We start from the raw sequence: 26,150 nt of genomic DNA on the forward strand, positions 1-26,150 counted from the left end.
GCCGAGAAGTCGACGCCTGCACGGGCGCACGGACGTTGGCTTCTCGGCAAACGACGGGAACTCGTCAGGCGTCGACGGAGGTGGGGGTGGTGGCGGGGGTAGTGGCGGGCGCGGCGGCTGTTGTGCGACGGCGGCGGAGGTGGAGGTATTCGCCGGCGACGGCGACTACCAACAACACCGCTGTGCCGGCGCTGATCCACGCGCCGAGATCGGCGTACTTCGGCGCATACGCGAACTCGATCGTGTGCGTGCCCGCCGGCACGTGCACCGCCGCCAACCCGTGGTCGGCACGGACCAGGTCCGCGCTTCGGCCGTCGACCGTGACCCGCCACGTCGGCTGGATCGCGTCCGCCAGCACCAGGTACCCGGCGCCCTCGGCGTCGACGGTCAGCCGCATCTCGTCGAAGCCGTCGGTCTGCCAGCGGACCTCGGCCGGCCGGCCGTCGGTCGCACCACCGGCGGTGTCCAGCAGCACGGCGTCCGCCGCGAGCGAGCCGTCCGCCAGCAGGTTGAGCCGCTTCTCCGGGTCGGGCTCGACGATCGCGCTCGACGCCCACCGCGCCCGCGGCAGGGCGGTCGTGCGCTGGTAGATCACCGAGTCCTGGTCGTACACCAACTTCAGGCCGTCGTTGGTGCTGGCGACCGTGGAGACGGCCGGCGCGCCGGACCGCCCCGCGACCGCGAGCGACTCCCCGCCGCGCAGCGTGATCTCGGCAGTCAGCGTCGTGCCGCGCGACACGTCCTCGGCGGCGAGCGGAACGTAGAACGGCGTCCCGGCGCTGATGTTGCGGTCCAGCCGATCGGCGGCGGCGACCTCGCGCCCGCTCGCGTCGCGCAGCACGACCGAGAGGCGCATCTGGTAGGTCGCCCGGATCCCCGGCGTCGTCGGGGTCACGCCGATGCCGCGGATCGGTCCGGTCACCGGGACCTTCACGGTCACCGGCCGGTCGGCTGTGAGCGTGTAGGCCGAGCCGTCACCGGCGTCCTTGGTCTCCACGCCGTACGGCTTCTGGATCGGCGGGGTCACGAACTCCGCGATCGACAGCCGGTCGAGAATCGGGCTGGTCGGCGACGAGCCGTCGTTCAGCGGATCCGGCCAGAGGAACGTCGCCGGCTTCGGTGGCGCGCTGAACTGGTATCCGGGCAGCTTCTCCAGCAGTTCGGCGAACCGGGTCTCGACGAACGAGTGGCCCTGCAGGCCGCGCAGCCGGTGGAGGGCGTGGACGCCGCCGAGCACCGCGCCGTTGGAACCCCAGAACCGCTCGTGACCGAGGTTGGCCTCCAGGTACCGATGGACGTCGGAGACCGGGTAGAAGTCCTTCGGATCGGTGCGCGGGTAGTAGTTGTGCACCCAGAGCAGCCCTTGCCCGGCCACCAGCAGCGGGATCAGCGCAGCGGCGAGGAACCGGCCCCGTCGCCGCGGTGGCACGAACCACAGCCACGCCGCCGCGACCATCGCCAGCAGCACGAACGCGAGGCCGATCGCCAGCTCCCGGTTCAGCCAGCCGAGGTGCGGCCCGCCGCCGGGGAAACCCCACTCGGCGTCGTGGACCAGGGCGTAACGCCGCGCCATCAGGTACAGCACGACGCCGGCGGCCGCCACGCCGGTCCACACCGCGACGCCCCACAGCAGCCGACGCCGGTCCCGGCCCGGCGCGTGCTCGGCCGCCCGGTCGAGCAACGCTTGGAAGCCGACCGCCGCCAGCACCGCGATCAGGAATCCGATGATGCTGCGGGCACGCTCGACGGCGTTGTCGGAGAACAGGTACGGCAGCTTCTGCAGCAACGCCAGCGGCGGCCCACCGAGGTAGACGACGACGCCCCAGGCGCCGGTCGCCACCAGGAAGAACCACCAGGTTCCCCGAGGCAGCGCCGCCCGGCCGGACCGCGCCAGCGCCACCGCGGCGATCGCGAGCACCGCCACGCCGGCCCCGACGTACGAGACCTCCTCCAGGAAGATCCGGGCCTCGTACCAGTACGGGCCGTCGCCCGGGCGGACCGTGCCGAACACGTACGGCGCGATCGAGGTCAGCAGCACCTGGGTCGGGATGTGCTGGTCGGGCGTCTGGGCGCGGCCGCGCACCAGCGCCGTCGACATCGTCGACACCCAGGGCGCGAGCTGGATCGCGACCAGGAGGGCCCCGACGCCGACCCCCGCCAACGCGCGCAGCCAGGTCCCGACCATCCGGCGGCCCCAGCCGTCTTCGGCCAGCGACCGGACGACGACGTAACAGGCGCCGGTGGCGAGCGCGTAGCCGGTGACCGCTGGGAAGCCGCCGAGCAGCATCGCGGCGACGGTGAGCGCGACCAGCGCCGCGTCGCGGATCCGCCGGTTCTGGATCACGCACTCCAGCGCCCAGAACAGCGCTGGGACGAACGCCGCGACCCGGGTCTGCGGCCAGTTCAGCCAGACGATCATGAACGCGCTGGTGGCGAACGCGAGCCCGCCGAGCAGCGCCGCCGGTTTCCCCAGCCGCAACCGGCGGAGGAACAGGTAGCAGCCGCCGACCGCCACGATGATCTGCAACAGCAGCACGTAGGCGGGCGCGAGCCAGGCCGGGAGGAACCAGAACGGCACCGCCACCGGCGACGCCATCCCCGCGTTCGGGGTGCCGCCGAGCGTCCCGCCGCCCAGGACGTAGGGGTTCCAGGACGGCCACTCGCCGTCCCGGACGGCGTCGCCGAACAGCGCCGCGTTCGGGATCGCCGCGTCGACCGTGTCGCCGAGGTCGTACGTCTGCCGTTCGACGCCGAGCAGCTGACCGTCCATGTACGGGCTGACCCGGCCCAGCAGACCGGTCTCGGTGAGCGAGGTCTGCCCCCAGAGCGGCGAGCCGATGCCAGCCAGCGCGAACGCCGCGATCGCGAAGACGACGACGGAGACCAGCGGGTTGGGTCGCCGCCGCCATCTACGCCGGGGTTCGCGTGGTTCGCCGGAGGCTTCGGGACTCGGCGGTGCCAATTCCTGGGTCGCGCTCATCGGGCGGCGACGCTACCACCCCTGGTCACTGCGGCCTCGGGCACCACGGTGATGTTAAACAGGATCGGAGATACTCTTCATCTTCCGGTCGGCCCGAACCGCTCCGTACGGATCGACGCGGGGTCGTGCCCGGCGTCCACCAGGACGTTCGCGACCACCTCGACGAACGGCGTCGGGCCGCAGACGTAGACGCGCGGTTTGTCGTCCGGCGACCAGGTGGTGGCGGCGAGCAGCGCGGCGTCGACCCGCCCGGCCGGGACGGGCCAGTCCGGCGGCGTCCGGCGGGTGTACGCGTAGGTCACCTCGAACCCGAGCGACGGCAACTCCTCCCGGTAGATCGCCTCCTCGGGGCTCCGCACCGAGTAGAGGAGCCGGAACGGCTCGTCGCTCCCGACCTGGGCCCGGGTGCGGGCCATCGCCATCAGCGGCACGATTCCGGAGCCGCCGGCGATCAGCTGCACCGGTTGCTCGGATCCTGACGACTCGGTGGCCGGGCGCCAGACGAAGTAGCCGCCGACCGGGCCGCGCAGCTCCAACGGGTCACCGACCGAGAGCACACCGGCCAGGTACGGCGAAACCTCGCCGTCCTCGACCCGCTGCACGGTTATCTCGACGCGGCCCGCCGAGGGCGCCGACGCGATCGAGTACGACCGCTCGGTGGAGTAGCCGTCCGGCGCGGTCAGCCGCACGTCGAGGTGCTGGCCGGCCAGGTGCCCCGGCCACTCCGGGACGTCGAGCACCAGCGTGTCGGCGCTCGGTGTCTCGTGCCGGATCTCCGCGACCGTGGCGACCTGCCAGGACAGCCGACGAACCACCACTCAGTCCCCCTCGTAGCGCTGCTCGCGCCACGGGTCGCCGTAGTTGTGGTAGCCGTTCTCCTCCCAGAAGCCCGGCTCGTCCTCCAGCAGCAACTGGATGCCGCGCACCCACTTGGCGCTCTTCCAGAAGTAGAGGTGCGGCACGAGCAGGCGGGCCGGGCCGCCGTGCTCGGGTTCGAGCGGCTCGCCGTCGAAACCGAACGCGATCCAGGCCTTGCCGTCGAGCAGATCCTCGAGCGGGAGGTTCGTGGAGTAGCCGCCGTAGGAGTAGACCTTCGCATACTCGGCCTCGGTCTCGACGTTCTCGAAGAGCGTGTCCAGCGACACGCCCTCCCAGTCGGTGTCGAGCTTCGACCATTTGGTGACGCAGTGGATGTCGACGTGCGGCGTCTCGTGCGGCAGGGCCAGCAACGCCTCCCAGCCCCAGCCGTGCACCGCACCGGTCTCGGTGACGATCCCGAAGTTCCAGTCCGCCAGGTCGACCTGCGGTGTGGGGCCGTAGCTGAGGACGGGAAAGTCCTCGGTCAGGTACTGCCCCGGAGGCAGGTCGCGGTGTTCCCGCCTACGCCCGCCGAAACCCGGAGAAACAAAGCTCATCTGCGCGCCCTACTCTTCGCGCGAGCGCTCATCCGTGTCCCCTACTCTTCGCGCCAGCGCTCATCCGTGTCCCCTACTCTTCGCGCCAGCGCTCATCGACGCCGTCGCTTTTCCTTGATCCGCACCGAGATCTGGATCGGCGTGCCGACGAAGCCGAAGTCCTCGCGCAGCCGACGCTCGATGTACCGCGTGTAGGCCACGTCGACGGGGCCGGTGGTGAACAGCACGAACCGGGGCGGCTTGTTGCCGGCCTGGGTCGCGAACAGGATACGCGTCTGCTTGCCACCCCGGACCGGGTGCGGATGCGCGGCGACCAGCTCACCGAGCCAGGAGTTGAGCCGGCCGGTCGGGATGCGCTGCTCCCAGCCCTCCAGCGCGGTGCGCAGCGCCGGGGCGAGCTTGTCCACCGCCCGCCTGGTCCGCGCGGAGACGTTCACCCGCGGCGCCCAGCGCACCCGCTGCAGGTCCCGATCGATCTCGCGCTCCAGCAGCTCGCGGCGGTCCTCGTCGAGCAGGTCCCACTTGTTGAACGCGAGCACGAGCGCGCGGCCGGACTCGATCACGCTCGTGACGACGCGCTGGTCCTGCTCGCTCAGCGTCTCGCTGGCGTCGAGCAGGACGACCGCGACCTCGGCGGCCTCGATCGCCGCCGCCGTCCGCAGGCTCGCGTAGTACTCGGCGCCGCTGGCGAACGAGACCTTCTTCCGCAGGCCCGCGGTGTCGACGAAACGCCACACCTCGTCCCCGAGCTCCACCAGGCTGTCGACCGGGTCGACGGTGGTGCCCGCGACCGAGTCGACGACCGCGCGGTCCTCCTTGGACACGGCGTTGAGCAGGCTGGACTTGCCGACGTTGGGCCGGCCGACCAGCGCGACGCGGCGCGGACCGCCGGTACCGAAGCGGCCCTCGAGCGGCGCCTCCGGCAGCACGTCCAGCACCTTGTCGAGCAGGTCGCCGGACCCGCGGCCGTGCAGGGCCGAGACCGGCCACGGCTCGCCGAGGCCCAGTCGCCACAGCTCGGCGACGTCGGCCTCGCCTTTCGTGTCGTCCACCTTGTTCGCGGCCAGGACGACCGGCTTGCCGCCGCGCTGCAGGACACGGGCCACGGCCAGGTCGGTCTCGGTGATGCCGACCCGGGCGTCGACGACCAGCAGGACGGCGTCCGCGACGCTCATCGCGTACCGCGCCTGAGCGGCGATCGCGGCGGCGCGGCCCTGGGCGTCGGGTTCCCAGCCGCCGGTGTCGACGAGCGTGAAGCGACGGCCGTTCCAGACCGCGTCGTAGGCCACCCGGTCCCTGGTGACTCCCGGAACGTCCTGCACGACCGCCTCGCGGCGGCCGAGGATGCGGTTGACGAGCGTCGATTTGCCGACGTTGGGCCGGCCGACGACCGCCAGCACGGGCAGCGAACCAGGGGCCTCGTCGCCCTCGTCGCCGCCCTCGTCCCCTTCGAGCGCCGCCAGCTCGGCGTCCGAGATCTCGTACTCGTCAGCCAGCTGGGTCCAGTTGTCGCTCATCGCGCGGAAGCTCCATCAGTTCGATTCACGACGCGCGGCCCGGCGTCCGAGATCTCGGCCCTGCAGCCCAGGGCAAGCTGGGTCCAGTTGTCGCTCATCGCGCGGAAGCTCCATCAGTTCGATTCACGACGCGCGGCCCGGCGTCCGAGATCTCGGCCCTGCAGCCCAGGGCAAGCTGGGTCCAGTTGTCGCTCATCGCGCGGAAGCTCCATCAGTTCGATTCACGACGCGCGGCCCGGCGTCCGAGATCTCGGCCCTGCAGCCCAGGGCAAGCTGGGTCCAGTTGTCGCTCATCGCGCGGAAGCTCCATCAGTTCGATTCACGACGCGCGGCCCGGCGTCCGAGATCTCGGCCCTGCAGCCCAGGGCAAGCTGGGTCCAGTTGTCGCTCATCGCGCGGAAGCTCCATCAGTTCGATTCACGACGCGCGCCCCGGTGTCCGGGGTCGGCTGCGTCCAGGTCACGCTCATCGCGCGCGGGCTCCCGCGGTCCGGTCAGCCCTGGTCTTGCGGGTCTCCGCGACGACGTCGAGGACGGCGTCCACGACCTGGTCGAACGTCAGCGCGGACGTGTCGATCTCGACGACCCCGTCCGCGGCGACCAGGAAGTCGACCACGGTGGAGTCCCGAGCGTCCCGGGTCACGACCTGGGCGTGGGTGGCGGCGAGCGCCGCGGCGTCGTCGGTGCCGTGCAACTCGCGGGCGCGGCGCGCGATCCGCGCGCTCTCGTCGGCGGTGAGCAGCAGCCGTACCTCGGCCTCGGGCGCGACCACCGTGGTGATGTCGCGGCCCTCGGCGACCACGCCGGTGCCCTTCTCCTCGGCCAGGATGGCCTGCTGCCGGGCGATCAGGTCGGCCCGGACGTCGAGGTTCGTCGCCACTGCGCTGACCGACTCGGAGATCCGCGACTGCCGGATCGCTCCGGTGACGTCGACGCCGTCGACCGCGATGCCCGGCGCACCGGGGTCGGTCGCGATGTCGAGCACCAGCGCGCGGCAGAGCGCCGCGACCGCCGGCCGGTCGGTGAGGTCGACGCCGCGGTCGAGCGCGGCCCAGGTCACGGCGCGGTACATCGCACCGGTGTCGAGGTAGCGCAGACCGAGGTGGCGAGCGACGGCACGGCAGACGCTGGATTTACCCGACCCGGAGGGGCCGTCGACGGCGATGACGCCCCGGAATCCCGCCCCCGGCTGCGCCGCCTCGGGTGTGCTCAACGCCTGACCTCCTCGTAACGCCATGAATGAGCGGTGGCGTAGATCGGTACAGCCGTCGACGCCCCTCCTATCATGCCCGCTCGTCCACGTTCCCGGAGAATCGGTTCTCGCGGCAGGGAAAGGCTGGGGATTGCTGGAGATCACTGGAAGCAGCTACGGTGTGCGCGTGGTCGAGTCCGCCGAGGCGCTGGAGCGTCGCATCGACGAGCTGCGCGCGGACGTACGCCGCGCGGTGATGCGCGGCGACCGGATGGCCGCCCGGGCCCTGCGCGCCGAGCTGCGCTCCGCCGAGGCCGCCTGGGACGACGCTCTCTCCGCGCTGGAAGACGCCGCCCCACCCGCCGAACCGACCCCGATCCGGGTGCCGAGCCCGCTGCTGCCGCTCCGCGAACAGGTGCACCAGGCGCTGACGCTGCTCGGCGCACCGGCCGCGCCCCGCCTCGTCGTCGCCGTCCACCAGGCGTTCTCCGGCGCGCAGATCCCCTCGGCCCGCCTGACCAGCCTGCGCCGCGACGAGGAGCGCTCGTACCGGGCGGCTCCGCACGCCCGCCCCTACTACCTCTGCGCGGCGCTCACCGCCGACCTGCTCGCCCCCGCCCGCGGCCTGCTCGCGGTCTCCACCTGGCCGCTGCCCACCCGGATCGTCGGCCCGCTCAGCCCGCGGGTGGACTTCCTGACCGGTGCCGCGCGCCTCGCCGAGCAGTTGCAGCGGATGGCCGACCCCGGACCCGCCGCGACGCGTCTGCTCTGGCGGTTCGCGACCAGCATTCCCGGCGCAACGGCCCGGCCCGACGCGATGACGCCGGAGGCCGTCGCCGCGGCCGCGCTCGCCGAACTCGCGATCCACCAGGACGCCGACCGCGCTCACCGGGAGGCCAGCGCGGCGCGGGCCAGATCACAGCTCGACGACGCCCAGCAACTGTTCGGCAGCCGATTGCGCACGATCAGCGACACCGGCAGCTGATCTTCTGACCGTTCTCTCCCGCGCTTCCCCGCGAAGGATCGTCGTTTCCGTGAACACCTCCCCGCAGCACCCGACCGACCCGCGACTCGACCGGCTCCGCGGCGCCGCGGCTCCCCGGCGGCACAACGCCCGCACGATCGCGGCGCTGACCACGAACCCGGGCTGTGCCCGCCGGGCGGTGCTGGACACCGCGGGCGTCGACAAGGACGCGCTCGCCCGGCACGTCGGTTTCCCGGCGCCGTTCGGGCAGTCCCAGTTCGCGATCACCCGCGGCAACGCGTTCGAAGCGCAGCTCAAAGCCGACGGGTGCGCCGAACTGCTGCAGTTGCTCCGGGAGACGCTCGGCCTCGACCTCGCCGAGGCCGCCTACACCGACCTGGAGGACGTCGGCGGCGTCGACACGCAGGAGGTACGGCACCGGCACTCCGTGCAGAAGCTGACGCATGCCGCGGACGACTCCGGCACGCTCTTCGACCACCCGCTGCTGCGGCTGCCGGTCGCCGGTGAACACGTGTACCTGGAGCCGGACCTGGTCGCGTTCGCGCACGAGGGCGTCTTCCACGTCGTCGAGATCAAGTCGTTCGCGGTGATCGACGGGCAGGCCGACCCGGACAAGGTCGCGGCGGCGGCGATCCAGTCCGCGGTCTACGTGCTGGCGTTGCGGCGGCTGCTCGGCCGGGACGACGTGGTCTCGCCCGACGTCGTGCTGGTCTGCCCGGCCGACTTCTCCAATCGGCCGGTCGCCACGAAGGTCGACGTCCGCAAGCAGCTGATCATCCTGGAGCACCAGCTGCGCCGGCTCACCCGGGTCGAGGCGCTGCTCGACCTGCTGCCGCCCGGCCTCACCCTCGACCTGGAACCGGACGAGCGCGGTCACCCGACCCGGTCGACCGCCGAGCTGACCGCGGCGCTCGGCACGCTGGACGCCCGGTACGCGCCCGGCTGTCTCTCCAGCTGCGAGCTCGGGTTTTTCTGCCGGGACGAGGCGGGTGGCCGCACCGACGCGCTCGGGACCAGCGTCCGGGAACAGCTCGGGGGCGTCGAGACGGTCGCGGAGGCGCTGGCGATCGCGGACGGCACCTGGGACGTCCCGGACGAGCAGGCAGAGGCGGCCGCCCGGCTGCGGGCATCCGCCCCGGTCTACGCGGACGCGCTGACCGGCCGCGCTCCGGCTCCGACCGCCGTGCCCGCGCTCTCCGTCGTCCCCGCCCTCCCACCGGCGGCACCGCTGCCGGTCGTCGCACCGTGATCGGCGCCTACGCCAAGGCCAGAGCGGTCGACGCCGGCGTCGCGCAGCCGATCGCGACCGTGGCGCACCTGCACGTCTCCGACCGGCCGCTGGTCTTCGTGCCGCTGGCGCTGGCCGGCGAGGCCAACGCCCCGCTGGCCGCCCTCGTCGGCACGGCGCCCGACGCGCCGACGCTGCTCGTCGTCGCGCAGCCGCGCGACCGCGCGCTGCGGTTCGGGTTCGCCGCCGACCTGGCCCGCATCGTGCTCGACTACCTGGCGACGTTCCCGGTCGAACCGGCGCCGGACGAGGAGAGCGCGCCGAGCGCCGAGGACGGACCGCAACTGCTGGTCCCGAACCGCGCCGGGCTCGGGTTCGTCCAGCTGCTCGGCCGCTCGACCCGGTTCCGCCGCCCCGACGGCCCCTACCCGGTCGCGCCGTCGGTTCCGGTGCTCGGCCGGTGGCTGACCTGGTTCACCGAGCGCGCCGAGCAACCCGGGTCGTCCACCGCGCTCGCCGCCACCGAGGCGCTGGCGCTGCACTGGGCGACCGGGCAGAGCGCGTTCGAGGACAACAACCTGGCCGCGCTGCTCGGCTGGATCGAGCCGCCGCCCGGGCTGACCGGCGCGCAGGCGGCCCGGGAGGCCGAGGACCCGCTGCGCTGGCCACCGGCGGGGCCCGCGACCGACCCGCTCTTCGACAACGAGGTGCTCGGGCCCGCGATCCGCGCGTACAGCGACGCCGCGCCGGGCTCGGCCGCCCAGCGCCGCGCGGTCACCGTGCTCGAGCAGGTGCTGGGCTCCCAGCTCGAACCCACCTGGCGGCTGATGTGGCGGACGCTCGACCGGCTCGCCACGCTGCCCCCAGGTGCCTCGGTGGCCGGCCGGTGGGCGGACGACTGCACGGCGTACGCCCGCTACTCCCAGTACCTGGCCGACGACGGCCGGCCGCAGGCGCGACGTGACGGCGCGGTCGCCGCGGCCCGTCGGCTGGCCCAGCTGGAGCGGGCGCAGGCCACCTACGACGCGGCACGCTCGTTCGACGACCCGCTCGTGATGGCCGAGTACCGGGTGACCGGAGAGGCGTTCGCCGGCACGGTCGTCGCGGTGGACGCCACCCGGCGGGTGACCAACAGCAAGGGAAACCTGGTGACCCGGCCGCTGGTCACCGTGCACACCGACGACCCGGTGCACCTGGCGGTCGGCACGACGCTCGCCGCCCCGACCCGGCCGAAGCAGAGCGGCACCGTGCTCGACGTCGCAGGCGACCTGGTCACCGTCGAGCTCGACAAGGGCTTCGGCCGCGCGAAGACGCCACTGCCCGGCGTGCTTCCCGAGCCCGGCGAGGTGCTCACGTACAGCAGCGTGCTCGCGTCCGCGATCCGCGGACCCGCCCTGCCCGCCGCGGACGAGACACCGTGGACCCACGGCGGACCACCGCAGCCCTACGTGCCGACCGACGACGACGCCGGGGAGATCTGGGAGTGACGACGACGTTCGACGCCGCGGCGGCGGCCAACCAGGTGACCGCGGAGATCCTCGACGACCTGCTCTCCGGCGCACATCGTGGGGTGGTCGTCGACTCACCACCCGGGGCCGGGAAGTCGACGCTGGTGGTGCGCGCGGCGGTCGAGCTCGCGATCACCGGGCAGCCGCTGATGATCGTCGCGCAGACCAACGAGCAGGTGGACGACCTGATCGTCCGGCTCTCCGGCGAGCTCGCGACCCGGCGGCCGGACGCCCGCATCGGCCGGCTGTCCCGGGCCGGGTTCCTGCCCTCGCCGCGGCTGGCGCAGCTGCTGAACGTGACCGTCGGCAGCGCGCTCGGCGACCTCGGTGACCCGCTGGTGACGATCGCGACCGCGGCGAAGTGGGCGCACGTGAAAGACCGGGTGTGGCCGTGGGCGATCGTCGACGAGGCCTACCAGATGCGCTCGGACGCGCTGCTCACGCTCGCGGCCCGGTTCGAGCGCGCGCTCTTCGTCGGCGACCCCGGGCAGCTCGACCCGTTCTCCACCGTGGAGAACGACCGCTGGCGTGGCCTGAGCTGGGACCCGATGCAGAGCGCCGTGTCGGTGCTGCTCCGCAACAACCCGGACGTCCCGGTCCACCGGCTCCCGGTGTCCTGGCGGCTGCCGCGCACCGCCCAGGACGTCGTGGCCTCGGCGTTCTACCCGTTCACCGGGTTCCGCACCGGCACCGGCCCGGGCGAGCGGGAACTCGCGTTCAGCACGCCCCGGTTCGGACGCAACGCGCTGGACGGCGTGCTGGCGACCGCCGCCGAGACCGGCTGGGGGCTGCTCGAGCTGCCGGCCCGGCACACGCTCCGGACGGACGCCGAAGCCGTGCAGGCGGTGGCCGACGTGACCCGGCGGCTCCTGGAGCGCGGCGCCACCGCACGCAACGGCGACACCGTGGCGCCGGTCGGCCCGGACCGGATCGCGGTCGGCGCCGCGCACCGCGATCAGGTCGCGGCGATCCGCACCGCGCTGGGTGCGCTGCCGGTCGTCGTCGACACCGCGAACCGGCTGCAGGGCCGGGAGTACGACGTCACGGTGTTCCTGCACCCGCTCTCCGGGCGCCGGGACGCGACCGCGTTCCACCTGGAGGCGGGGCGGCTCTGCGTGCTGGCGTCCCGGCACCGGCAGGCGTGTCTCGTGGTGGCGCGGGCCGGGATCTCCGACCTGCTCGACGCCCACCCGTCCAGCGCCCCGGTGCACCTCGGGGAGCCGGTGAAGTTCCCCGACGGCTGGGCCGCGAACCAGACGATGATGGCCCACCTGGAGTCCCACCGCGTCCAGTACTAGGCGGGTCTCGACGCCTGAGTGTGGTGTGGGCGCTTGCCCACACCACACTCAGGCGTGTCTGGGCTTGTTATTGTGGCGCGCCCCCAAGGCGGACGAGGTTCCAGGAGAGCGGTGGTAACTCGACGGACGTGCGCCCGCTGTCGACGGCGGGCGTCGGCAGCGACCGTGGCACCACCCGGTCCGGGGCTTCCGCCGTGTTCACCGCGTCGGGATCGTCGTCCGCTAGCGCGACGTGCGACACCACCCGGTACCCCGGCCATCCCCGCAGATCCACGTCGAGCACCATCGGCGACGTCTGCGACCGGTTCACCGCGAACAGCGACACCCCGTCGTCGGGGGTGTGCACCGCGACCGCGTCCAGCAGCGGCACCTCCCCCAGCCACTTCGTCTCGTACGTCGGCGACGACGGCTCGACCCGCAGCACGGTGCCCCGCCCGTACTGCGACGTCAGCGCGAACGGGTGGTACGTCGTCTGCTTCCACGCCGGGCCGCCCGGCCGGGTCATGATCGGCGCGATCACGTTCACCAGCTGCGCCTGGCACCCGATCTTCACCCGGTCGGCGTGCTTGAGCAGGCTGATCAGCATGTTCCCTACGACGACCGCGTCGGTCACCGAGTAGACGTCCTCGATCAGCGGCGGCGCCTCCCGGATCGGCAGGTTCGCCTCGCCCTCGAACCGCTTGAGGTACCAGACGTTCCACTCGTCGAACGAGATGTTGATCCGCTTCTTGCGGCGCCCCACCGCCCGCACGTGGTCGGCGGTGGCGACCACCGCGTCGATGAACCGGTCCATGTCGACGCTGCACGCGAGGAAGCTGTCCCGGTCGTCGCCGCGCTGCTCGTAGTAGGCGTGCATGGAGACGTAGTCGACCTGGTCGTACGTCTCGCCGAGCACCGTGGCCTCCCACGAGCCGAACGTCGGCATCGACGAGTTCGAGCTACCGCACGCGACCAGCTCGATCGACGGATCGACCAGCCGCATCGCCTTCGCGGTCTCCGCGGCGAGGCGCCCGTACTCGTACGCCGTCTTGTGCCCGATCTGCCACGGCCCGTCCATCTCGTTGCCGAGACACCAGGTCCGGATCCGGTACGGCTCGGACGCGCCGTTCTTGCGCCGCAGGTCCGACCAGTACGTTCCGCCCGGCAGGTTGCAGTACTCGATCAGGTCGCGGGCGGCCTCGATCCCGCGGGTACCGAGGTTGACCGCCATCATCGTCTCGGAGCCGATGCCCGCGGCCCAGCGCTGGAACTCGTCGACGCCGACGCGGTTGGTCTCGATCGAGCGCCAGGCCAGGTCGAGCCGGGTGGGCCGGTCGGAGACCGGCCCGATCCCGTCCTCCCACCGGTACCCGGAGACGAAGTTCCCGCCCGGGTACCGGATGAGCGGCACGCCGAGATCCCGCGCCAGGTCCGCGACGTCCGTCCGGAACCCGTCGGGGGACGCCGACGGGTGGTCCGGCTCGTAGATGCCGGTGTAGACGCACCGCCCCATGTGCTCGACGAACGAGCCGTACAGCCGCGAGTCGACGTCGCCCACGGTGAACGAGGGATCGATGGTCAGCGTTGCTCGTAACACCAAGTCACCCCTTGATTCCGGTGCCGGCGATGCCCTCGACGATGTTCCGCTGGAACAGCAGGAACAGTGCGACCAGCGGGATCGCCCCCAAGACCGCCATCGCCATCGTGTCGGCGTAGCGGATACCGAACGCGCCCTGCACGGTCGCCAACCCCACCGGAATCGTCATCAGATCCGGGTTGGTCAGCACGAGCAGGGGCCAGAGCAGGTTGTTCCAGGCCATCACGAACGAGAAGATCGTGACCGCGGCGACCGCCGGCCGGGACAGCGGCAGCACGATCTGCCGGTAGATCCGGAAGAACCCGGCGCCGTCGACGCGGGCCGCCTCCTCCAGGTCGGCCGGGAGCCCGTCGAAGAACTGCTTGAAGATGAACACGGCGATCGCGGTCGGCGCCTGGGGCAGTGCCACCGCCCAGAACGTGTTGAGCAGGCTGACCGACTGGAACTCACGGAACTGCGGCACCATCAGGACCTGCGACGGGATCATGATCCCGGCCAGGATGAACCAGAACACCAGCGTCCGGAACCGGAACCGCAGCCGGGAGAGAGCGAACGCCGCGAGGCTCGCGGTCACAACGGTCAGCGCGGCGGTCAGCGCCGACGCGATGAACGTCGAGGCGTACCAGCTCAGCATGTCGGTGTCCCGGAGGGCGCGGCCGAACGCGGCGAGCGTCGGGTTCTCGATCCACCAGGTGGTGTTGACGGTCTCGGCGTTCGGCTTCAGTGCGGTGTCCACCGCCCACAGGATCGGCACCAGCCACAGCGCCGCGAACGCGATCAGCACGCCGATGCAGATCCGGTTGAACAGCATCATCCGACGGTCGACGGCCTCGACGGTGACCGCCGATCGGGCCGCCCGCGGCCTGGTCAGGGTTCCGGTGGCCCCCACCGTCTCGCTGGCCATGTCAGACCTCCTTCTGCTGCGAACGGACCAGCCGGAACCAGACCACCGAGACGGCCAGCACGACCACGAAGAACAACATCGAGACGGCGGACGCGTAGCCGACCCGGTAGTTCGTGAAGCTCTCGTCGTAGACGTATTGCAGGACCGATCGGGTGGAGAAGTTCGGTCCGCCGGCGGTCATGATGAACATCTGGTCGAACACCTTGAGCGACGCGATGACCTGCAGCACCGCCACCAGCGTCGTGGTGCGCCCCAGCAGCGGGATCGTGATGTGGCGGATCTGCTGCCACGGGGATGCGCCGTCCAGCACGGCCGCCTCGTACAGGTCCCGGGGGATCTCCTGCAGGCCGGCCAGGTAGAGCACGAAGTTGAAGCCGAGCGTCCACCAGACCGTGGTGAGCGCCAGCGCGGGCATCGCCCAGTTCTCGCTACCGAGCCAGTTCGGGGCCGTGACGCCGATCTTCGAGAGCGACGTGTCGAGCAGCCCGATGCCCGGCGCGAGGATCCACATCCAGATCAGCGCGACGACCGCGGACGGCAGGACGTAGGGCATGAAGAACGCCAGCCGGTAGAACCACCGGCCGCGGCTGACGCGGTTGGCCAGTAGGGCCAGCACGAGGGCCAGGACGACGAGCGGCGGCGTCGTGAGGATCGTGAACCAGACCGTGTGCCACAGCGACGACCAGAAGTCCGAGTTGGTCAGTGCTTCCGCGTAGTTCTCCAGACCGGCGAAGGTCGACAGGCCGGACTTCACCATGCTGGTGTTGAAGAAGCTCATCAGCAGGCCGTAGAGCGCAGGCCCGACGATGAACAGGACGTACAGGACGAGGAATGGAGCGAGGAAGGCAGCGGCGGAGCGCCCCTGCCCGGCGGCAGGACGCCCCTGCCGCACCGCGGGCGTGGTCATCGTCGACCTCCTGAGTCGGATCGGGCTCAGATCGGTGAGGCAGTGGCGGCGAGGTTCGTCAGCTTGGTGCGCATCTCGTCGAGCGCTTCCTGCGGCGTGGAGAGACCCGCCATCATCGCGCCGATCGCGGAGCCGGTGATCAGCTCGAAGTTCGACCCCGAGCCGGAGTACCAGCCGCCCGGGTCGTAGGCCGCGCTGTCGGCGGCCGTCGCGTACTGCGCCTGCGGCTGCAGCGTCCGGTACTCGGCGCTGTCCCGGAACGGCAACCAGGTCGGGATGTGCCCGCCCTCCGCCCAGGTCTTGCTCTGGTCGAGCAGGCTGCGGATGAACTTCAGCGACCGGTCGAGCCGGTCCGGCGTGAGCTTCGGACTCTTCGGGACGACGAGCGTGTGCGAGTCGGCCTGGCAGGCGTACGACCCCTCGTCGAACACGTGCGGGAACAGCGCCATCGAGAACGGCGTCTTCGCGTCCTGGAACGTCGTGATCTCCCACTCGCCCTGGAACAGGAACGCCGTCCGCCCGGAGGCGAAGTCGGCGATCGAACCCTGGTAGTCGGTGGCTTGGGGAACAGTCCGCTCTGCGTCAGCTGCCGGAGGAACGTGAGCGCCCGGAGCGCTTTCGCGTCGTCGATCACGACCTTCGTGCCCTCGTCGGCGAGCATCTCGCCACCGAGCTGCGCGTAGAGCGACTGGAACGCCCGCCACGCGGTGACGATCTCGGTGCCGAGCGCGATCGCCCCGGCGTAACCGCCGGTGACCTGCTTCGCCTTGCGCATGGCGTCCAGAAAGGCCGCCTCGCCTTTCAGCGGCTTGATCACACCGTTCGCGTCGAGCAGGCCGGCCTTCTTGCAGATGTCGGTGTTGTAGAACATCACGAACGGATGCGTGTCCATCGGGATCGCGTAGGCCTTGCCGTCCACCAGGCCGGCGGCCCAGGCCCGCTCGTTGAACTTGTCCGGCGTCAGGCCAGCGCGCTCCAGGGCGTCGGTCTCCAGCTCCTGCAGCAGGCCGCCCTCGATCATCGACTTCGCCCTGGTCAGGTGCGCGACCGCGACGTCCGGCGGCTTGTCGCCGACGGTCGCCAGCGACAGCTTCGTGTAGTACGGATTGCCCCAGTTGAACGTGGTCGCGCTCAAGCTGACGCCCGGGTTCTGCTTCCGGTAGACATCCAGCATCGACTGCATGCGGAGGCCGTCGCCGCCGCCGAACAGGTCCCAGAACTGCAGCGTGTTCGCCGGTTCGCCGGCGGTGGTCAGGCCGGAGAGCACCGAGGAGCAGCCGCTCAGCGCGGCCACCGCCCCGGTGCCCACCGCACCGCGGAGTAACGATCGTCGGGAGAAAACTGGCGGAGAGGTCATCGCTGTCCTTTCCGGAGGGGGACCGGCCGCGGGGTGTCGGCCGGGAGCGCGCCGACGGAAGCGGCGCGGGTCGGGGCGGCGGGCGCTCCGCCGGAATCCGGCGGCGAGGTCAGCCGGACGAGAGCGAGCGCGGCGGGTCCGCGGCGGACGGTGGTGGCGCGGTCGAGTCGCGGACGACCAGCGCGACCGGGAGCAGGTCGCGCCGGGGAATCGTCTCGCCGCGGATCCGGGCGAGCAGGAGGTCGGCCGCGCGCGCACCGGTCTGCTCGAACGGCACCCGCACCGTGGTCAGCGGCGGCGCGGCGAACTCGGCGAGCGGGGCGTCGTCGCAGCCCACCACCGAGCAGGCCGCCGGAACCGGTACACCCCGGGCGCGCAGCGCGGCGAGCACGCCGAACGCCATCGTGTCGTTGTGCGCGAAGATCGCGGTGATGCCGGGGTCGGCGTCGAGCAGGCGATGCGTCGCCGCGGCCGCGCTCCTGGCGTCCCACTCGGTCGCGAACACCCGGCGCTCGGGAAGGGCGATACCGGCGGCGTCCAGCGCCGCGCGGAAGCCGCCGAGGCGGCTGACCACCACCCGGCGCCCGGTGGGGCCGGTGACCGTGCCGATCGCCCGGTGCCCGAGGCCGACCAGGTGCTCGGCGGCGAGCACGCCGGTCTCCCGGTGGTCGGACCCGACCGCGGGGACACCTCCGCCGGCGATGTGGTTGAGGGTGACGGCCGGGAGCGGTCCGCGCAGGTAGTCGCCGATGACGGCGTCTTCCTCGACGCTCGGCGCGACGACGAGCACCCCGTTGACGCGGTACTCCTGGAGCCTGCGGAGCGGGGCGTCGCTCTCCGGAGCCGTCGTGGCCACCAGCGCCGCGTGTCCCTGCCGTTCGATCGCGCGCTGCGCGGCCACCACGAACCGGGAAAGCGCGACGTCGGAGAAGTCGTCGGCGAGGATGCCGACGGTCAGCGAGTCCCGCCGGACCAGGCCGCGGGCGAGCGCGTTCGGTACGTACCCGAGCTCGCGGGCTGCACGTTCGATGCGCTCCCGGGTAGCCGGGGAGACGACCCCGGACCGTCCGTTGAGCACCTTGCTCGCCGTCTGGAAGCTGACCCCGGCGCGCTCGGCGACGTCCTTGAGCGAGACGTACACGGGTCCCCCCAGTTCCGCCATGTGATCGCTAACAAATGCACTTCATCCATTAGGCGAACGTTCGCGTAAGGCAGAATGAGCCCCTCAGAGGGTGGTGTCAAGATCGAGTGGCCGCACCGATGTGCACGTTCACGGCGGCTCAATCAACGCCAATCGCCGATCAACGACATGGCTGCCCAGTGATACGGGTGGGCGAGGTACGGCTCCGCAGCGTCGTGCAAGAGCTCGAGCTGCGCTCGCCGGAGCGCCTGCCATCGGGCCGGGTGGTCGGAGCCGTCCAGCCAATGGCGATAGAAGGCCGAGGTCAGTCGGCTCGAGGAGCGCTGATCCACGTTCCAAAGCCCGGCGAGCACCGCACCCGCACCGGCCTGGAGAAAGGACCTGGTCAATCCGTCGAACTCGTCCCCGTTGTTGCGCTCGCCGACGACGCCACTGGAGCACGCGCGCAGCGTCACGATCGAGGCTCGCAGCGTCAACGCGACGACGTCCTCACCGGTGACCAAGAACCGGTGTCGCCTGCGGACGCCCATGTCGCGCGGCGCCCGTGGCGGCCGCCGTTCGCCGTCGGCCAGCAGAAGCCCGGACCTCAGGGGGTCATCCCCATCGAAGAAGCCGTGACAGGTCAGGTGAACGACGTCGGCGTTCGGGAGCGCATGAAGGACGGAGCCCGGCGTCGCGTGTTCCGGACCGTTGTGGACGGACAAGGCCCGGATGCCGCCCAGCGAGACCTCGTCGTGCTCGAAGAATTCCGGGTGGGCATCGCCCTCCGCAGCGACGCCGGCGACCACCGCGGCCACGTCCGCCGGGCGAGCGCCGGTCCGGCGCCGTAGCGTCGTCAGACTTGGTGTATGTACGACGCCGAAACGCTCGATCAGATACCGACCGTCCTCACCACGGAGCGCCGCGAACGGCAGCAGGTGCAGCGGCCCGTGAGGAGCGACGCAGAGCAGGTCGACGTCTCCGACCGGCTCCAGCAACCGTCCGAGGTCGGCGCTGGCCCGGTCAAGCGCCGACAGGTCCCTGCGCCACGGCCGGTCACGACGGATCGGCGGGTAGGGCGGCCAGGCGTCGGGCGCGCCATTGAACTGTCGGCGCAGTACGGCTGCGACGTCGACCCAGACGCTCCGGCCGACGTCGATCCGTCGCACCGCGAGCGGTTCGCCCGGCTGGAGTGTGAAGCACGTCGTCGAGTCGCGGTCGCAGAAGAACGATGCGAGCGCGACCCGGTGGGGCTCCGCGGCGAGCAACTCCCCCAGCTCCGCGAGGCTGACAGGTTCGCCGGTGCGGATCCGCGCATAGTCCGGTGCGAACTCACGCATGCGACTCCAGCACTCGCGCAGAGCCACCTCGATCCGGCCGAGCCGTTCGCGCGCCGAAACGCCTGGCAGGTGCTCGGCCAACGCGTTCCGCGCGAGCCCGAGCAACTCCGCCTCCTCCGCGGCGAGCTCGTCCGGCACCGACTGCGGTGGATCCATCGTGGCGCGGCCGAGTCGCGCCGCGAACGTCCGCGCCTTCGCCGCTTCGTGCACAGCGAACGCGCGCTCCTCCGGTCGCGCGTGCCCGAGGGACTCCGCATCTTCGGTGACCAGCAGCCGGACCAGGACCGCGTACGCGTCGATCGCGCGCGAAATCTGGTCCGACTTGCGGGTGGGGTCCCCGGTGGCGACGATGCTCCGTTCGATATCGTCCACCAGCTCGGCGAGCATCCGGTACGCCTCCACGCGGCGCTCCGGCACGTCGGCGAGAGCGCGGCCGTACTCGAGCCGCGCATCGGCCAGGTGCTGGGACTGAGGGCTCCGGGCCTGGATGTCGTTGACCGCGGTCCGGAGCATCTCCAGCGCCAGCTCGGTCATCCCGTCGCGCTGGAGCCGGTCGGCGGCGGTCGTCCCGAACAGCGCGATGGTCTCGGCCGTGGCCGCGGCGGAAAGCTGCGGTGCTAGCTCGATCATCCTGGTGACGCCACCATCGGCCCACCAGCCGTCGTCCTGCATCAGGCGCGTCAGAGCCGCGGTGACGAACGTGAACTCGCCGATCTCCTCCGCGGATTCCAGCGCCCTGTTGTACGCGGTGATTGCTCCCGCGCGGTGCCCCAACGCGGACATCGCATCCCCGAGGCCGATGAGCGCGATGGGCACGCCTGTGTTCGGGAACCCGACCCGGCCCGCGTGAAAGACTGCGGCGACGTGGGCACGGTGCGACTCCTCCGCTCGATCAGCGCCGTAGAACGCACCGAGGTTGTTGTATGCGGCGGCAAGCATCCGCGGATCCCCGTGCCGTAGCGCGCGGTCGACCACGGCCTCGTACAGTTGCTCGGCCGATCGCCGGTCATAGCGCGCCCGGGCTGCGGTGGCCCGGTACGTCTGCGCCTGGAAATGCATGTCGGCCAGGTTCGAGCGCTCGGCGGGCACGAGGATGGCCTCGGCGTCGGCCTCTCCGAGGTCCCAGTCGCCCCGATCGGAGTGAATGCTCAGGCGCAGCATCCGCAACCTGCACTCGTGCTGGTCGAGTTGGGCTTGAGGCGGCGTGGCTAGCCCCGAGCGGCGGGCGACCTCGAGCACCCCCTGCAAGCGTCCGACGATCGCCAAGCTCTGCTCGATCAGGGGCAACGCGTCGTCGAGGCGCCCGAGCTCACGGTAGACCGAGGCGAGTCGCAACCGCAGATCCGTGCCCAGCAGGTCCGACTCGCCGGACTCGTCCGCCGGGTCTTCCGATGCCATCGCTGCTTCGAGTACGGACGCGGCGACCTCGGGCCGTCCGCTCCGCGCCAGGTATGTACCGTATGCACAGGTCAGAGCTATCGTGCGCGAGCGGGACCCCAGGGCTCGCGCGAGCGCGACCGCCCGACGTGAGTAATGGGCCGCGGTCCGGTAGTCGCCTTCGTCGGCACGCCGGTCCGCGAGTTCGATCGAGGCCTCGACCCGCAACTCCGGTCGACCGGACGCCAGCGCCACCAGGTACCTCAATACGAGGTCACGCTCGTCGGGCGGGGACTCGGCCAGCGCGCTCAGCCGCTGGTAGACGGCCTCGGTGAGCTCGGGGCGGAGGTCACTCAGAACGCGATAGGCGTCGAGCGGTGTGGTGGCGCGCTTCGCTCGCTCGATCGCCGCGGCCACGGACGGCGGGAACTCACTTTTGAGCGCTGCGCCCTTCGTTGCCAGCGCCCGATCCGCGAGGTCGGCGACGAAGGCCAGCAGACGTCCGCGCGCTGACCGACCCTCGGCGGTCGCCGCGGCGATCATCGCGTCGAACGCCGCACGCAGCGGGTAACGCCGGAGCGACCGCTGCCGGACGTCCTCAGCGATCCGAACGGAGCTGTCCAATCCGATGAGGCGCAGGGCATGGTTCTGGTAAAGGACCTCTTCGGCGAGTTCCCTCATCAGGCCCTCCACTCAGCGATGAGGTCGTCCGCGTCTGCTCGGTCCTGGTCGGTCGTCGCGTATCGGCGGGCGAGTTCGGCGTGGTGCAGCGCGTCGGATGGTTGATCGGTATAGCGGTATACGTGAGCCAGGTTGTAGTGGCTGATGTGGGTCTCGTCGGCCACCGATTCGAGGAGCCGAACCTGCTCTCGCGCCGCGTCGCGCTCGCCGGCATCCCAGAGCGCGTAGATGTAGAAGACGCGGAGCGGGCGAACCAGCGGACTCAGCTCCACCGCGACCCGGAAATCGTGCAGCGCGGCGGCGGCCTCGGAGGTATCCGAGGAACCGGCGATCGACATCAGGAATCGCCACACACCCATCGAGCGATCGGAGAGCGACGCCGGGTCGGAGAGCGGCGCGCGAGCGAGGTGGGCTAGGACGGCCGACGACGGATCGACGCGTTCCAGGCGGCGCAGAGCCTCGTCCAGCTCGGCGGCGCATCCGAGCACTCTCAACAGTTCCGCGTAGTACTCGAGCAGCGGCGCGGCATCGGGGTGCTCGCGGAGTCCGTCGACGCACTCGGCGAGTGCCGATCGGAGACGAGAGCCGAGTTCGTCGGTCGCTCCGACGCGGAGCGTCAGATCGGTGAGTCGGAGGTAGTCCTCCACCCCCAGGGACCAGAGACGACGTTGTTCGATCAGGTCCGCCCACTGCAGTTCGTGCAGGCGCCGATCAGTGTTCTCGGCTACTCGACGCTCTGCCGCCGCAGCCAAGCGCTCCTGCGCTGCCTCCCGTAGGGAGGGCTTGGTGGTGACCGCGGCGGCTCGCCGGAGGAGCAGATCAGCGTACCCGTCGAGGTCCTCGCGTCGCGCCAGGGAGCTCGCGAGGAACAGCGATTCGACGAGGGAGGACGTCTCCTCCTCGTCGAGTGCGGAGGCCGCCATGGCGTCCGCCCAGAGCGTCCGGAGGTACTCGAGTGCTGGTCCTGGATACCCGTTGTCGGCGAGAACCGCAGCGAAGTGACTCCATGCGTCGATCGTGCCCTCTGCTCGCACTTCCTCTTCCAGCCGCTGGAGCTGCTCCTCGACGCTCCCAGGGCCGTCGGTGCTCACGCCCGCTCCTAGGCCGGCGGAGGTGGGCCAGGTGGTGCGCCAAGGAGTTCACTGACGGTCGAGGCCACTGTCTGCAGGAGGCGGGGGCTGGCCGCCGCCTTGCGCGCCTCGAACTCGAACTCCGTCTTGCCGTCGACCCGCGTGATCCGGATGTGCACCTTGGTCTGGAGCCATCCGATGAGCGCGCCCAGGACCACCGCACCGGCCACCGCCAGTTCCAGCGACATCTGGTCGTCACCCGGGGGGTGGCTGAGTACGTCGTCGGCCACTCGCGCGGTGTCCGGGTCCTCCGTGGACAAACGCAGCAGCCGCCGCGCCGCCATCATGGCCGCCGCATCGTCGGGCAACACCTCTGCCGGGTCGATTTCGCGGGCTCCGGCCGCGGTCAAGAGCGCCGCGATGGCGAGCCGGGCCTCGTTCTCCGACTGGGCCCCTAGGTCCCCGCCGTCCGCGGTCAGTTCCGTGGTCAAGTCCTGGAGCGCGAGAAGCACAGCGCGATCCGGGAGTGAATCAGGTGCGGTTGACGTCATCGCCGTCCCCTCCCTACGGTACGCACGCTCGATGTCACGCCATGATGACCGCTTCCGTCGTCGTCCGGCCATCCCGCTGTCGCCTATCCGCAAGTCCTGTCGGACGGCGCGGTGTCGCGGGTGACCGGCGACGACGGAAGCGGCAGACTGACAGCCATGGCGGGGAAGCGCAGCGCAGGGCTACTGCTGTTCCGGACGGTCGACGACCGGCTGGAGGTGCTACTCGGCCACATGGGCGGGCCGTTCTGGGCCAGGAAGGACGCGGGTGCCTGGTCCGTGCCGAAGGGCGAGTACACCGCGGACGAGACGCCGGAGGCAGCGGCGCGCCGGGAGTTCGCCGAGGAGCTGGGTCTGCCGGCCCCGGACGGCCCGCTGCTGCCGCTCGGTGAGGTGAAGCAGTCCGGCGGCAAGACCGTGACCGTCTGGGCGGTGGCGGGCGACCTCTCCCCCGACGACGTCGTCCCGGGGACGTTTCCGCTGGAGTGGCCGCCGAAGTCCGGCCGGATCCAGGAGTTCCCAGAGGTCGACCGGGTCGAGTGGTTCGAGGTGAGCACCGCCCGCGAGAAGATGGTCGCCGCTCAGCGAACCTTCCTCGACCGCCTCGCCGAGGCGCTACCTCCCGGAGCCGGATGACCGACGGCGAGGTCGGTCGGCGGAGCAGCGGACCGGCGTCGGCGCCGTGCCCGGCTCGTGCGGCGCGCGAACCGGCCATCTCGCGCAGGACGGCCGGTTCCGGCCATTCATCGAACGTTCGCACGGCGACCATTCGCTGCCCCTAGGGTCTGCCCGGATTCGTCCGAACCAGACCGGAGGTTCGCTGATGTCCCGACACCCCCTACTCCTGAGTGCCGCCGGCGTTGCCGTCGCACTCCTCGCCGCCGCTGCGCCGGCGAACGGCGCGACCCCGCCGCGGGCCGCCGTCACCGCGACCGTGGAGACCCCGGCGGTCTTCGACGACGAGGCGGGCGGCAACGCCGACGCCGACGATCCGGCGATCTGGGTCGACCCCCGCCGCCCCGGCCGCAGCCTGGTGATCGGCACGCTCAAGGAGGGTGGCCTCGCGGTCTACGACCTGGCCGGCCGGGAGCTGCAGCGGATCGCCCCGCCTCCGCCGCCCGCGGCCGACGACGCCCCCGGCCGCTTCAACAACGTCGACGTCGCGTACGGCGTCCGCCTCGGCCGTACCACCGCGGACCTCGCGGTCGTCTCCGACCGGGGCCGCGACCAGCTGCGGATCTACCGGATCGACGGAGTCGGGGCGGCCCGTCCGCTGGTGGACGTCACCGCGCCGGACGTCCCGTTCGCGTTCAACGCCGAGCAGGCGGCGGTGAACGACCAGTCGACCGCGTACGGGCTCACGACGACCGTCGAGCGCGGCACCGCCTGGGTCGTGGCCAGCCGCCGGTCGGCTACCCAGCTCGGTCTCTTCCGCCTCGTGAACACCGCACGGGGCGTCAGCTACCAGCGGGCCGACACGCTGTCGCTCCCGGGCTCCTTCCGGCTGCCGAACGGCACGACGTGGACGCCGTGCGACGAGCCAGGCGTCGGCCCGCAGGTCGAGGGTGTCGTCGTCGACCCAGTCACCGGCGTGCTCTACGCCGCGCAGGAAGACGTCGCGCTCTGGCGGATCGACCTGCGGAACCACCGCTTCGGCCCGGCCCGGATCGTGGAGAAGGTGAAGGAGTTCGGCGTCCCGGGCACCTACGACGCGGCGTCCGACGAGTGCGTGTACGGCGCGAACCCCGGGTACGGCGGCACCCGGATCACCGCCGACGTCGAGGGCCTGGCGGTCTACGCCGACCGGTACCTGCTGGTGTCCAGCCAGGGCGACTCGGGCTTCCTCGTCTACGACCGGAAGACGCTCGTGTACCTGGGGCGGTACGACGTCGTCGACGGCGCGGCCACGGACGGCGTCCAGCACTCCGACGGTACGGCGGTGGTGCACACGCCGCTCTCCGCCGCGTTCCCGGCCGGGTTGCTCGTCGTCCACGACGGCGAGAACACGCCGGAGACCGAGGGGCGGGAGAACACCAACTTCAAGTTCCTGGACTGGCGGGCGGTGGCGAAGCCACTCCGCCTCGCGGTCACCCCGTCCGCACCGGGTCCGCGCTGACCTCCGCGGGCACGGCGCGCGACCGGCGCCGGGTGTACCAGGCGTGTGCGAGGCCGAGCGCCCCGACCAGCGCGACCAGCCCGACCGAGAGCAGGAACGCCGGTGAGCCGGGCTGGTCGGCCGACGCGCCGACGAGCACGTAGGCGGTGGTACTCGGCGCGACGCCGAACGCGGTGCCGAGGACGAACGGCAGCACCCGCACCGACGTCGCCCCGAACAGGTAGTTGAGCAGGCCGAACGGGAAGACCGGCAGGATCCGGGCGTACACCACCGCCCGGGTCCCGTCCCGGTCGAGCCAGGCCTGCAGCCGGGCCAGCCGGGCGTCCGGGGCGACGCGTGCGGTCCGGCCCGCCAAGTAGGGGCGGCCCAGCCAGCGGCCGAGCGAGAACGACACGGTCGCGCCGAGGGCGATGCCGCAGAGTGCGGTGGCCACCGCGACGCCCGGCGGCAACAACAGCCCGGCGAGGACCGCCGGTACGCCGCGCGGCACCATAAGCAGACACGTCACGACCGCGACGGCGCCCACCCCGATCGGCGTCCACGCCCCGGCGCCCGCGACGAACGACCGCAGGTCGGCGGGGGCCGGTACGCCGCCGGTGAGCAGCACGACGACCAGGACGACGAGCAGCAGGCCGAGAGCCAGCGCACGCACCAGGGGCGAGCTCACTGGGGCAGGTCCCGCCGCAGGGCGGCGGCGCCTCGCAGGTAGACGTGGTGCAGGCCGGAGCGCGGCGTCTCGGTCTCCACGTGCGCGAGCAGCCGGAGCACGCGGGGCATCGACCCGGGCACGCCGATCTCGGTCGTGCAGAGCAGCGGCACGTCGGTGAAGCCGAGCAGGCGCGCGGCGTACGCCGGGAACTCCGCGTCCAGGTCGGGCGTCGCGGTGAAGATGACGCTGATCAGGTCGTCCGGGGTGACCACGTTACGGTGCAGCACCGCCTTGATCAGCTCGGTCGTTCCCTCCAGGATCGCGTCCCGCGAGTTCTCGTCGACCTGAATCGCTCCGCGCAGTGCCCTGACCGCCACCCGTCG

The 26,150-nt window shown here is 71.7% G+C and carries 22 protein-coding genes; 6 read left to right on the forward strand and 16 right to left on the reverse strand.

The window, feature by feature from the left end:
* Positions 1 to 64 precede the first annotated feature (64 nt).
* From ABEB28_RS20330 to cmk, 5 genes are all read right to left on the reverse strand, one after another.
* Positions 65 to 2,980, reverse strand: coding sequence for a YfhO family protein (locus ABEB28_RS20330; protein WP_345729739.1), 2,916 nt, complete (start codon positions 2,978 to 2,980; stop codon positions 65 to 67).
* 77 nt (positions 2,981 to 3,057) lie between these two features.
* Positions 3,058 to 3,795 carry a ferredoxin reductase gene (locus ABEB28_RS20335; RefSeq protein ID WP_345729788.1) on the reverse strand — a complete coding sequence of 246 codons (738 nt, stop codon included), beginning with the start codon at positions 3,793 to 3,795 and terminating at the stop codon, positions 3,058 to 3,060.
* Positions 3,796 to 3,798: 3 nt separating this feature from the next.
* Positions 3,799 to 4,395, reverse strand: coding sequence for a sulfite oxidase-like oxidoreductase (locus ABEB28_RS20340; protein ID WP_345729740.1), 597 nt, complete (start codon positions 4,393 to 4,395; stop codon positions 3,799 to 3,801).
* Between the two features lie 92 nt (positions 4,396 to 4,487).
* Positions 4,488 to 5,912 (reverse strand): ribosome biogenesis GTPase Der, encoded by a 1,425-nt coding sequence (gene der / locus ABEB28_RS20345; protein ID WP_345729741.1) that lies wholly within the window; start codon positions 5,910 to 5,912, stop codon positions 4,488 to 4,490.
* A gap of 465 nt (positions 5,913 to 6,377) precedes the next feature.
* The gene (gene cmk, locus ABEB28_RS20350) at positions 6,378 to 7,124 is read right to left on the reverse strand and encodes a (d)CMP kinase (RefSeq protein ID WP_345729742.1); all 747 of its coding nucleotides are present in this window, start codon (positions 7,122 to 7,124) and stop codon (positions 6,378 to 6,380) included.
* Positions 7,125 to 7,290: 166 nt separating this feature from the next.
* Here cmk and ABEB28_RS20355 point away from each other — a divergent pair, with 166 nt between their 5' ends.
* The 4 genes from ABEB28_RS20355 to ABEB28_RS20370 are packed head-to-tail and all read left to right on the forward strand — an operon-like array spanning position 7,291 to position 12,122.
* Positions 7,291 to 8,088: a serine/threonine-protein kinase gene (locus ABEB28_RS20355; RefSeq protein WP_345729743.1), complete on the forward strand. Its 798-nt coding sequence runs from the start codon at positions 7,291 to 7,293 to the stop codon at positions 8,086 to 8,088.
* Between the two features lie 49 nt (positions 8,089 to 8,137).
* Positions 8,138 to 9,337, forward strand: a complete 1,200-nt coding sequence (locus ABEB28_RS20360) for a hypothetical protein (protein ID WP_345729744.1) — start codon at positions 8,138 to 8,140, stop codon at positions 9,335 to 9,337.
* Positions 9,334 to 10,803 carry a hypothetical protein gene (locus ABEB28_RS20365; RefSeq protein WP_345729745.1) on the forward strand — a complete coding sequence of 490 codons (1,470 nt, stop codon included), beginning with the start codon at positions 9,334 to 9,336 and terminating at the stop codon, positions 10,801 to 10,803. The genes ABEB28_RS20360 and ABEB28_RS20365 overlap by 4 nt, the downstream gene beginning before the upstream one ends.
* Positions 10,800 to 12,122, forward strand: a complete 1,323-nt coding sequence (locus ABEB28_RS20370; protein ID WP_345729746.1) for an AAA domain-containing protein — start codon at positions 10,800 to 10,802, stop codon at positions 12,120 to 12,122. The genes ABEB28_RS20365 and ABEB28_RS20370 overlap by 4 nt, the downstream gene beginning before the upstream one ends.
* Positions 12,123 to 12,189: 67 nt before the next feature.
* Here the strand turns inward: ABEB28_RS20370 and arfA are convergent, their stop codons facing one another.
* From arfA to ABEB28_RS20415, 9 genes are all read right to left on the reverse strand, one after another.
* Entirely contained in the window at positions 12,190 to 13,698 is a 1,509-nt protein-coding gene (gene arfA / locus ABEB28_RS20375) for an arabinosylfuranosidase ArfA (protein WP_345729747.1), read from the reverse strand.
* A gap of 4 nt (positions 13,699 to 13,702) precedes the next feature.
* The gene (locus tag ABEB28_RS20380; RefSeq protein WP_345729748.1) at positions 13,703 to 14,602 is read right to left on the reverse strand and encodes a carbohydrate ABC transporter permease; all 900 of its coding nucleotides are present in this window, start codon (positions 14,600 to 14,602) and stop codon (positions 13,703 to 13,705) included.
* Between the two features lies 1 nt (position 14,603).
* Complete coding sequence (locus tag ABEB28_RS20385; protein ID WP_345729749.1) at positions 14,604 to 15,509, reverse strand: carbohydrate ABC transporter permease; 906 nt, start codon at positions 15,507 to 15,509, stop codon at positions 14,604 to 14,606.
* A 26-nt stretch (positions 15,510 to 15,535) separates the two neighbouring features.
* Positions 15,536 to 15,958 carry a type 2 periplasmic-binding domain-containing protein gene (locus ABEB28_RS20390; RefSeq protein WP_345729750.1) on the reverse strand — a complete coding sequence of 141 codons (423 nt, stop codon included), beginning with the start codon at positions 15,956 to 15,958 and terminating at the stop codon, positions 15,536 to 15,538.
* A complete protein-coding gene (locus ABEB28_RS20395) occupies positions 15,841 to 16,866 on the reverse strand; it encodes an ABC transporter substrate-binding protein (RefSeq protein ID WP_345729751.1) in 1,026 nt (341 codons plus the stop codon). The genes ABEB28_RS20390 and ABEB28_RS20395 overlap by 118 nt, the downstream gene beginning before the upstream one ends.
* Before the next feature lie 109 nt (positions 16,867 to 16,975).
* On the reverse strand, positions 16,976 to 18,028 hold the full coding sequence (locus tag ABEB28_RS20400) for a LacI family DNA-binding transcriptional regulator (protein ID WP_345729752.1): 1,053 nt from the start codon (positions 18,026 to 18,028) through the stop codon (positions 16,976 to 16,978).
* 122 nt (positions 18,029 to 18,150) lie between these two features.
* Positions 18,151 to 21,384, reverse strand: coding sequence for a CHAT domain-containing protein (locus tag ABEB28_RS20405; RefSeq protein WP_345729753.1), 3,234 nt, complete (start codon positions 21,382 to 21,384; stop codon positions 18,151 to 18,153).
* Entirely contained in the window at positions 21,384 to 22,475 is a 1,092-nt protein-coding gene (locus ABEB28_RS20410; RefSeq protein ID WP_345729754.1) for a tetratricopeptide repeat protein, read from the reverse strand. The genes ABEB28_RS20405 and ABEB28_RS20410 overlap by 1 nt, the downstream gene beginning before the upstream one ends.
* Positions 22,476 to 22,483: 8 nt before the next feature.
* Entirely contained in the window at positions 22,484 to 22,966 is a 483-nt protein-coding gene (locus ABEB28_RS20415) for a hypothetical protein (RefSeq protein WP_345729755.1), read from the reverse strand.
* A 195-nt stretch (positions 22,967 to 23,161) separates the two neighbouring features.
* Between ABEB28_RS20415 and ABEB28_RS20420 the strand changes: the two genes are divergently transcribed.
* Positions 23,162 to 23,638, forward strand: coding sequence for an NUDIX hydrolase (locus tag ABEB28_RS20420; RefSeq protein WP_345729756.1), 477 nt, complete (start codon positions 23,162 to 23,164; stop codon positions 23,636 to 23,638).
* 187 nt (positions 23,639 to 23,825) lie between these two features.
* Positions 23,826 to 25,118 carry a phytase gene (locus ABEB28_RS20425; protein ID WP_345729757.1) on the forward strand — a complete coding sequence of 431 codons (1,293 nt, stop codon included), beginning with the start codon at positions 23,826 to 23,828 and terminating at the stop codon, positions 25,116 to 25,118.
* On the opposite strand, the gene ABEB28_RS20430 is transcribed toward ABEB28_RS20425, so the two are convergent.
* Both ABEB28_RS20430 and aroH read right to left on the reverse strand, forming a co-directional pair.
* Positions 25,090 to 25,785: a TVP38/TMEM64 family protein gene (locus tag ABEB28_RS20430; protein ID WP_345729758.1), complete on the reverse strand. Its 696-nt coding sequence runs from the start codon at positions 25,783 to 25,785 to the stop codon at positions 25,090 to 25,092. The genes ABEB28_RS20425 and ABEB28_RS20430 overlap by 29 nt on opposite strands.
* Positions 25,782 to 26,144 (reverse strand): chorismate mutase, encoded by a 363-nt coding sequence (gene aroH, locus ABEB28_RS20435; RefSeq protein ID WP_345729759.1) that lies wholly within the window; start codon positions 26,142 to 26,144, stop codon positions 25,782 to 25,784. The genes ABEB28_RS20430 and aroH overlap by 4 nt, the downstream gene beginning before the upstream one ends.
* Between the last annotated feature and the right edge of the window lie 6 nt (positions 26,145 to 26,150).

It is taken from the genome of Cryptosporangium minutisporangium, from assembly GCF_039536245.1.
Lineage (GTDB): Bacteria > Actinomycetota > Actinomycetes > Mycobacteriales > Cryptosporangiaceae > Cryptosporangium > Cryptosporangium minutisporangium.

Bases quoted from the DNA above. Each gene is read 5' to 3' on its own strand.
- ABEB28_RS20330 (WP_345729739.1), bottom strand. From the start codon at position 2,980: ATGAGCGCGACCCAGGAATTGGCACCGCCGAGTCCCGAAGCCTCCGGC.
- ABEB28_RS20340 (WP_345729740.1), bottom strand. From the start codon at position 4,395: ATGAGCTTTGTTTCTCCGGGTTTCGGCGGGCGTAGGCGGGAACACCGC.
- der (WP_345729741.1), bottom strand. From the start codon at position 5,912: ATGAGCGACAACTGGACCCAGCTGGCTGACGAGTACGAGATCTCGGAC.
- ABEB28_RS20380 (WP_345729748.1), bottom strand. From the start codon at position 14,602: ATGGCCAGCGAGACGGTGGGGGCCACCGGAACCCTGACCAGGCCGCGG.
- ABEB28_RS20385 (WP_345729749.1), bottom strand. From the start codon at position 15,509: ATGACCACGCCCGCGGTGCGGCAGGGGCGTCCTGCCGCCGGGCAGGGG.
- ABEB28_RS20390 (WP_345729750.1), bottom strand. From the start codon at position 15,958: ATGGCGCTGTTCCCGCACGTGTTCGACGAGGGGTCGTACGCCTGCCAG.
- ABEB28_RS20395 (WP_345729751.1), bottom strand. From the start codon at position 16,866: ATGACCTCTCCGCCAGTTTTCTCCCGACGATCGTTACTCCGCGGTGCG.
- ABEB28_RS20400 (WP_345729752.1), bottom strand. From the start codon at position 18,028: ATGGCGGAACTGGGGGGACCCGTGTACGTCTCGCTCAAGGACGTCGCC.
- ABEB28_RS20405 (WP_345729753.1), bottom strand. From the start codon at position 21,384: ATGAGGGAACTCGCCGAAGAGGTCCTTTACCAGAACCATGCCCTGCGC.
- ABEB28_RS20420 (WP_345729756.1), top strand. From the start codon at position 23,162: ATGGCGGGGAAGCGCAGCGCAGGGCTACTGCTGTTCCGGACGGTCGAC.
- ABEB28_RS20425 (WP_345729757.1), top strand. From the start codon at position 23,826: ATGTCCCGACACCCCCTACTCCTGAGTGCCGCCGGCGTTGCCGTCGCA.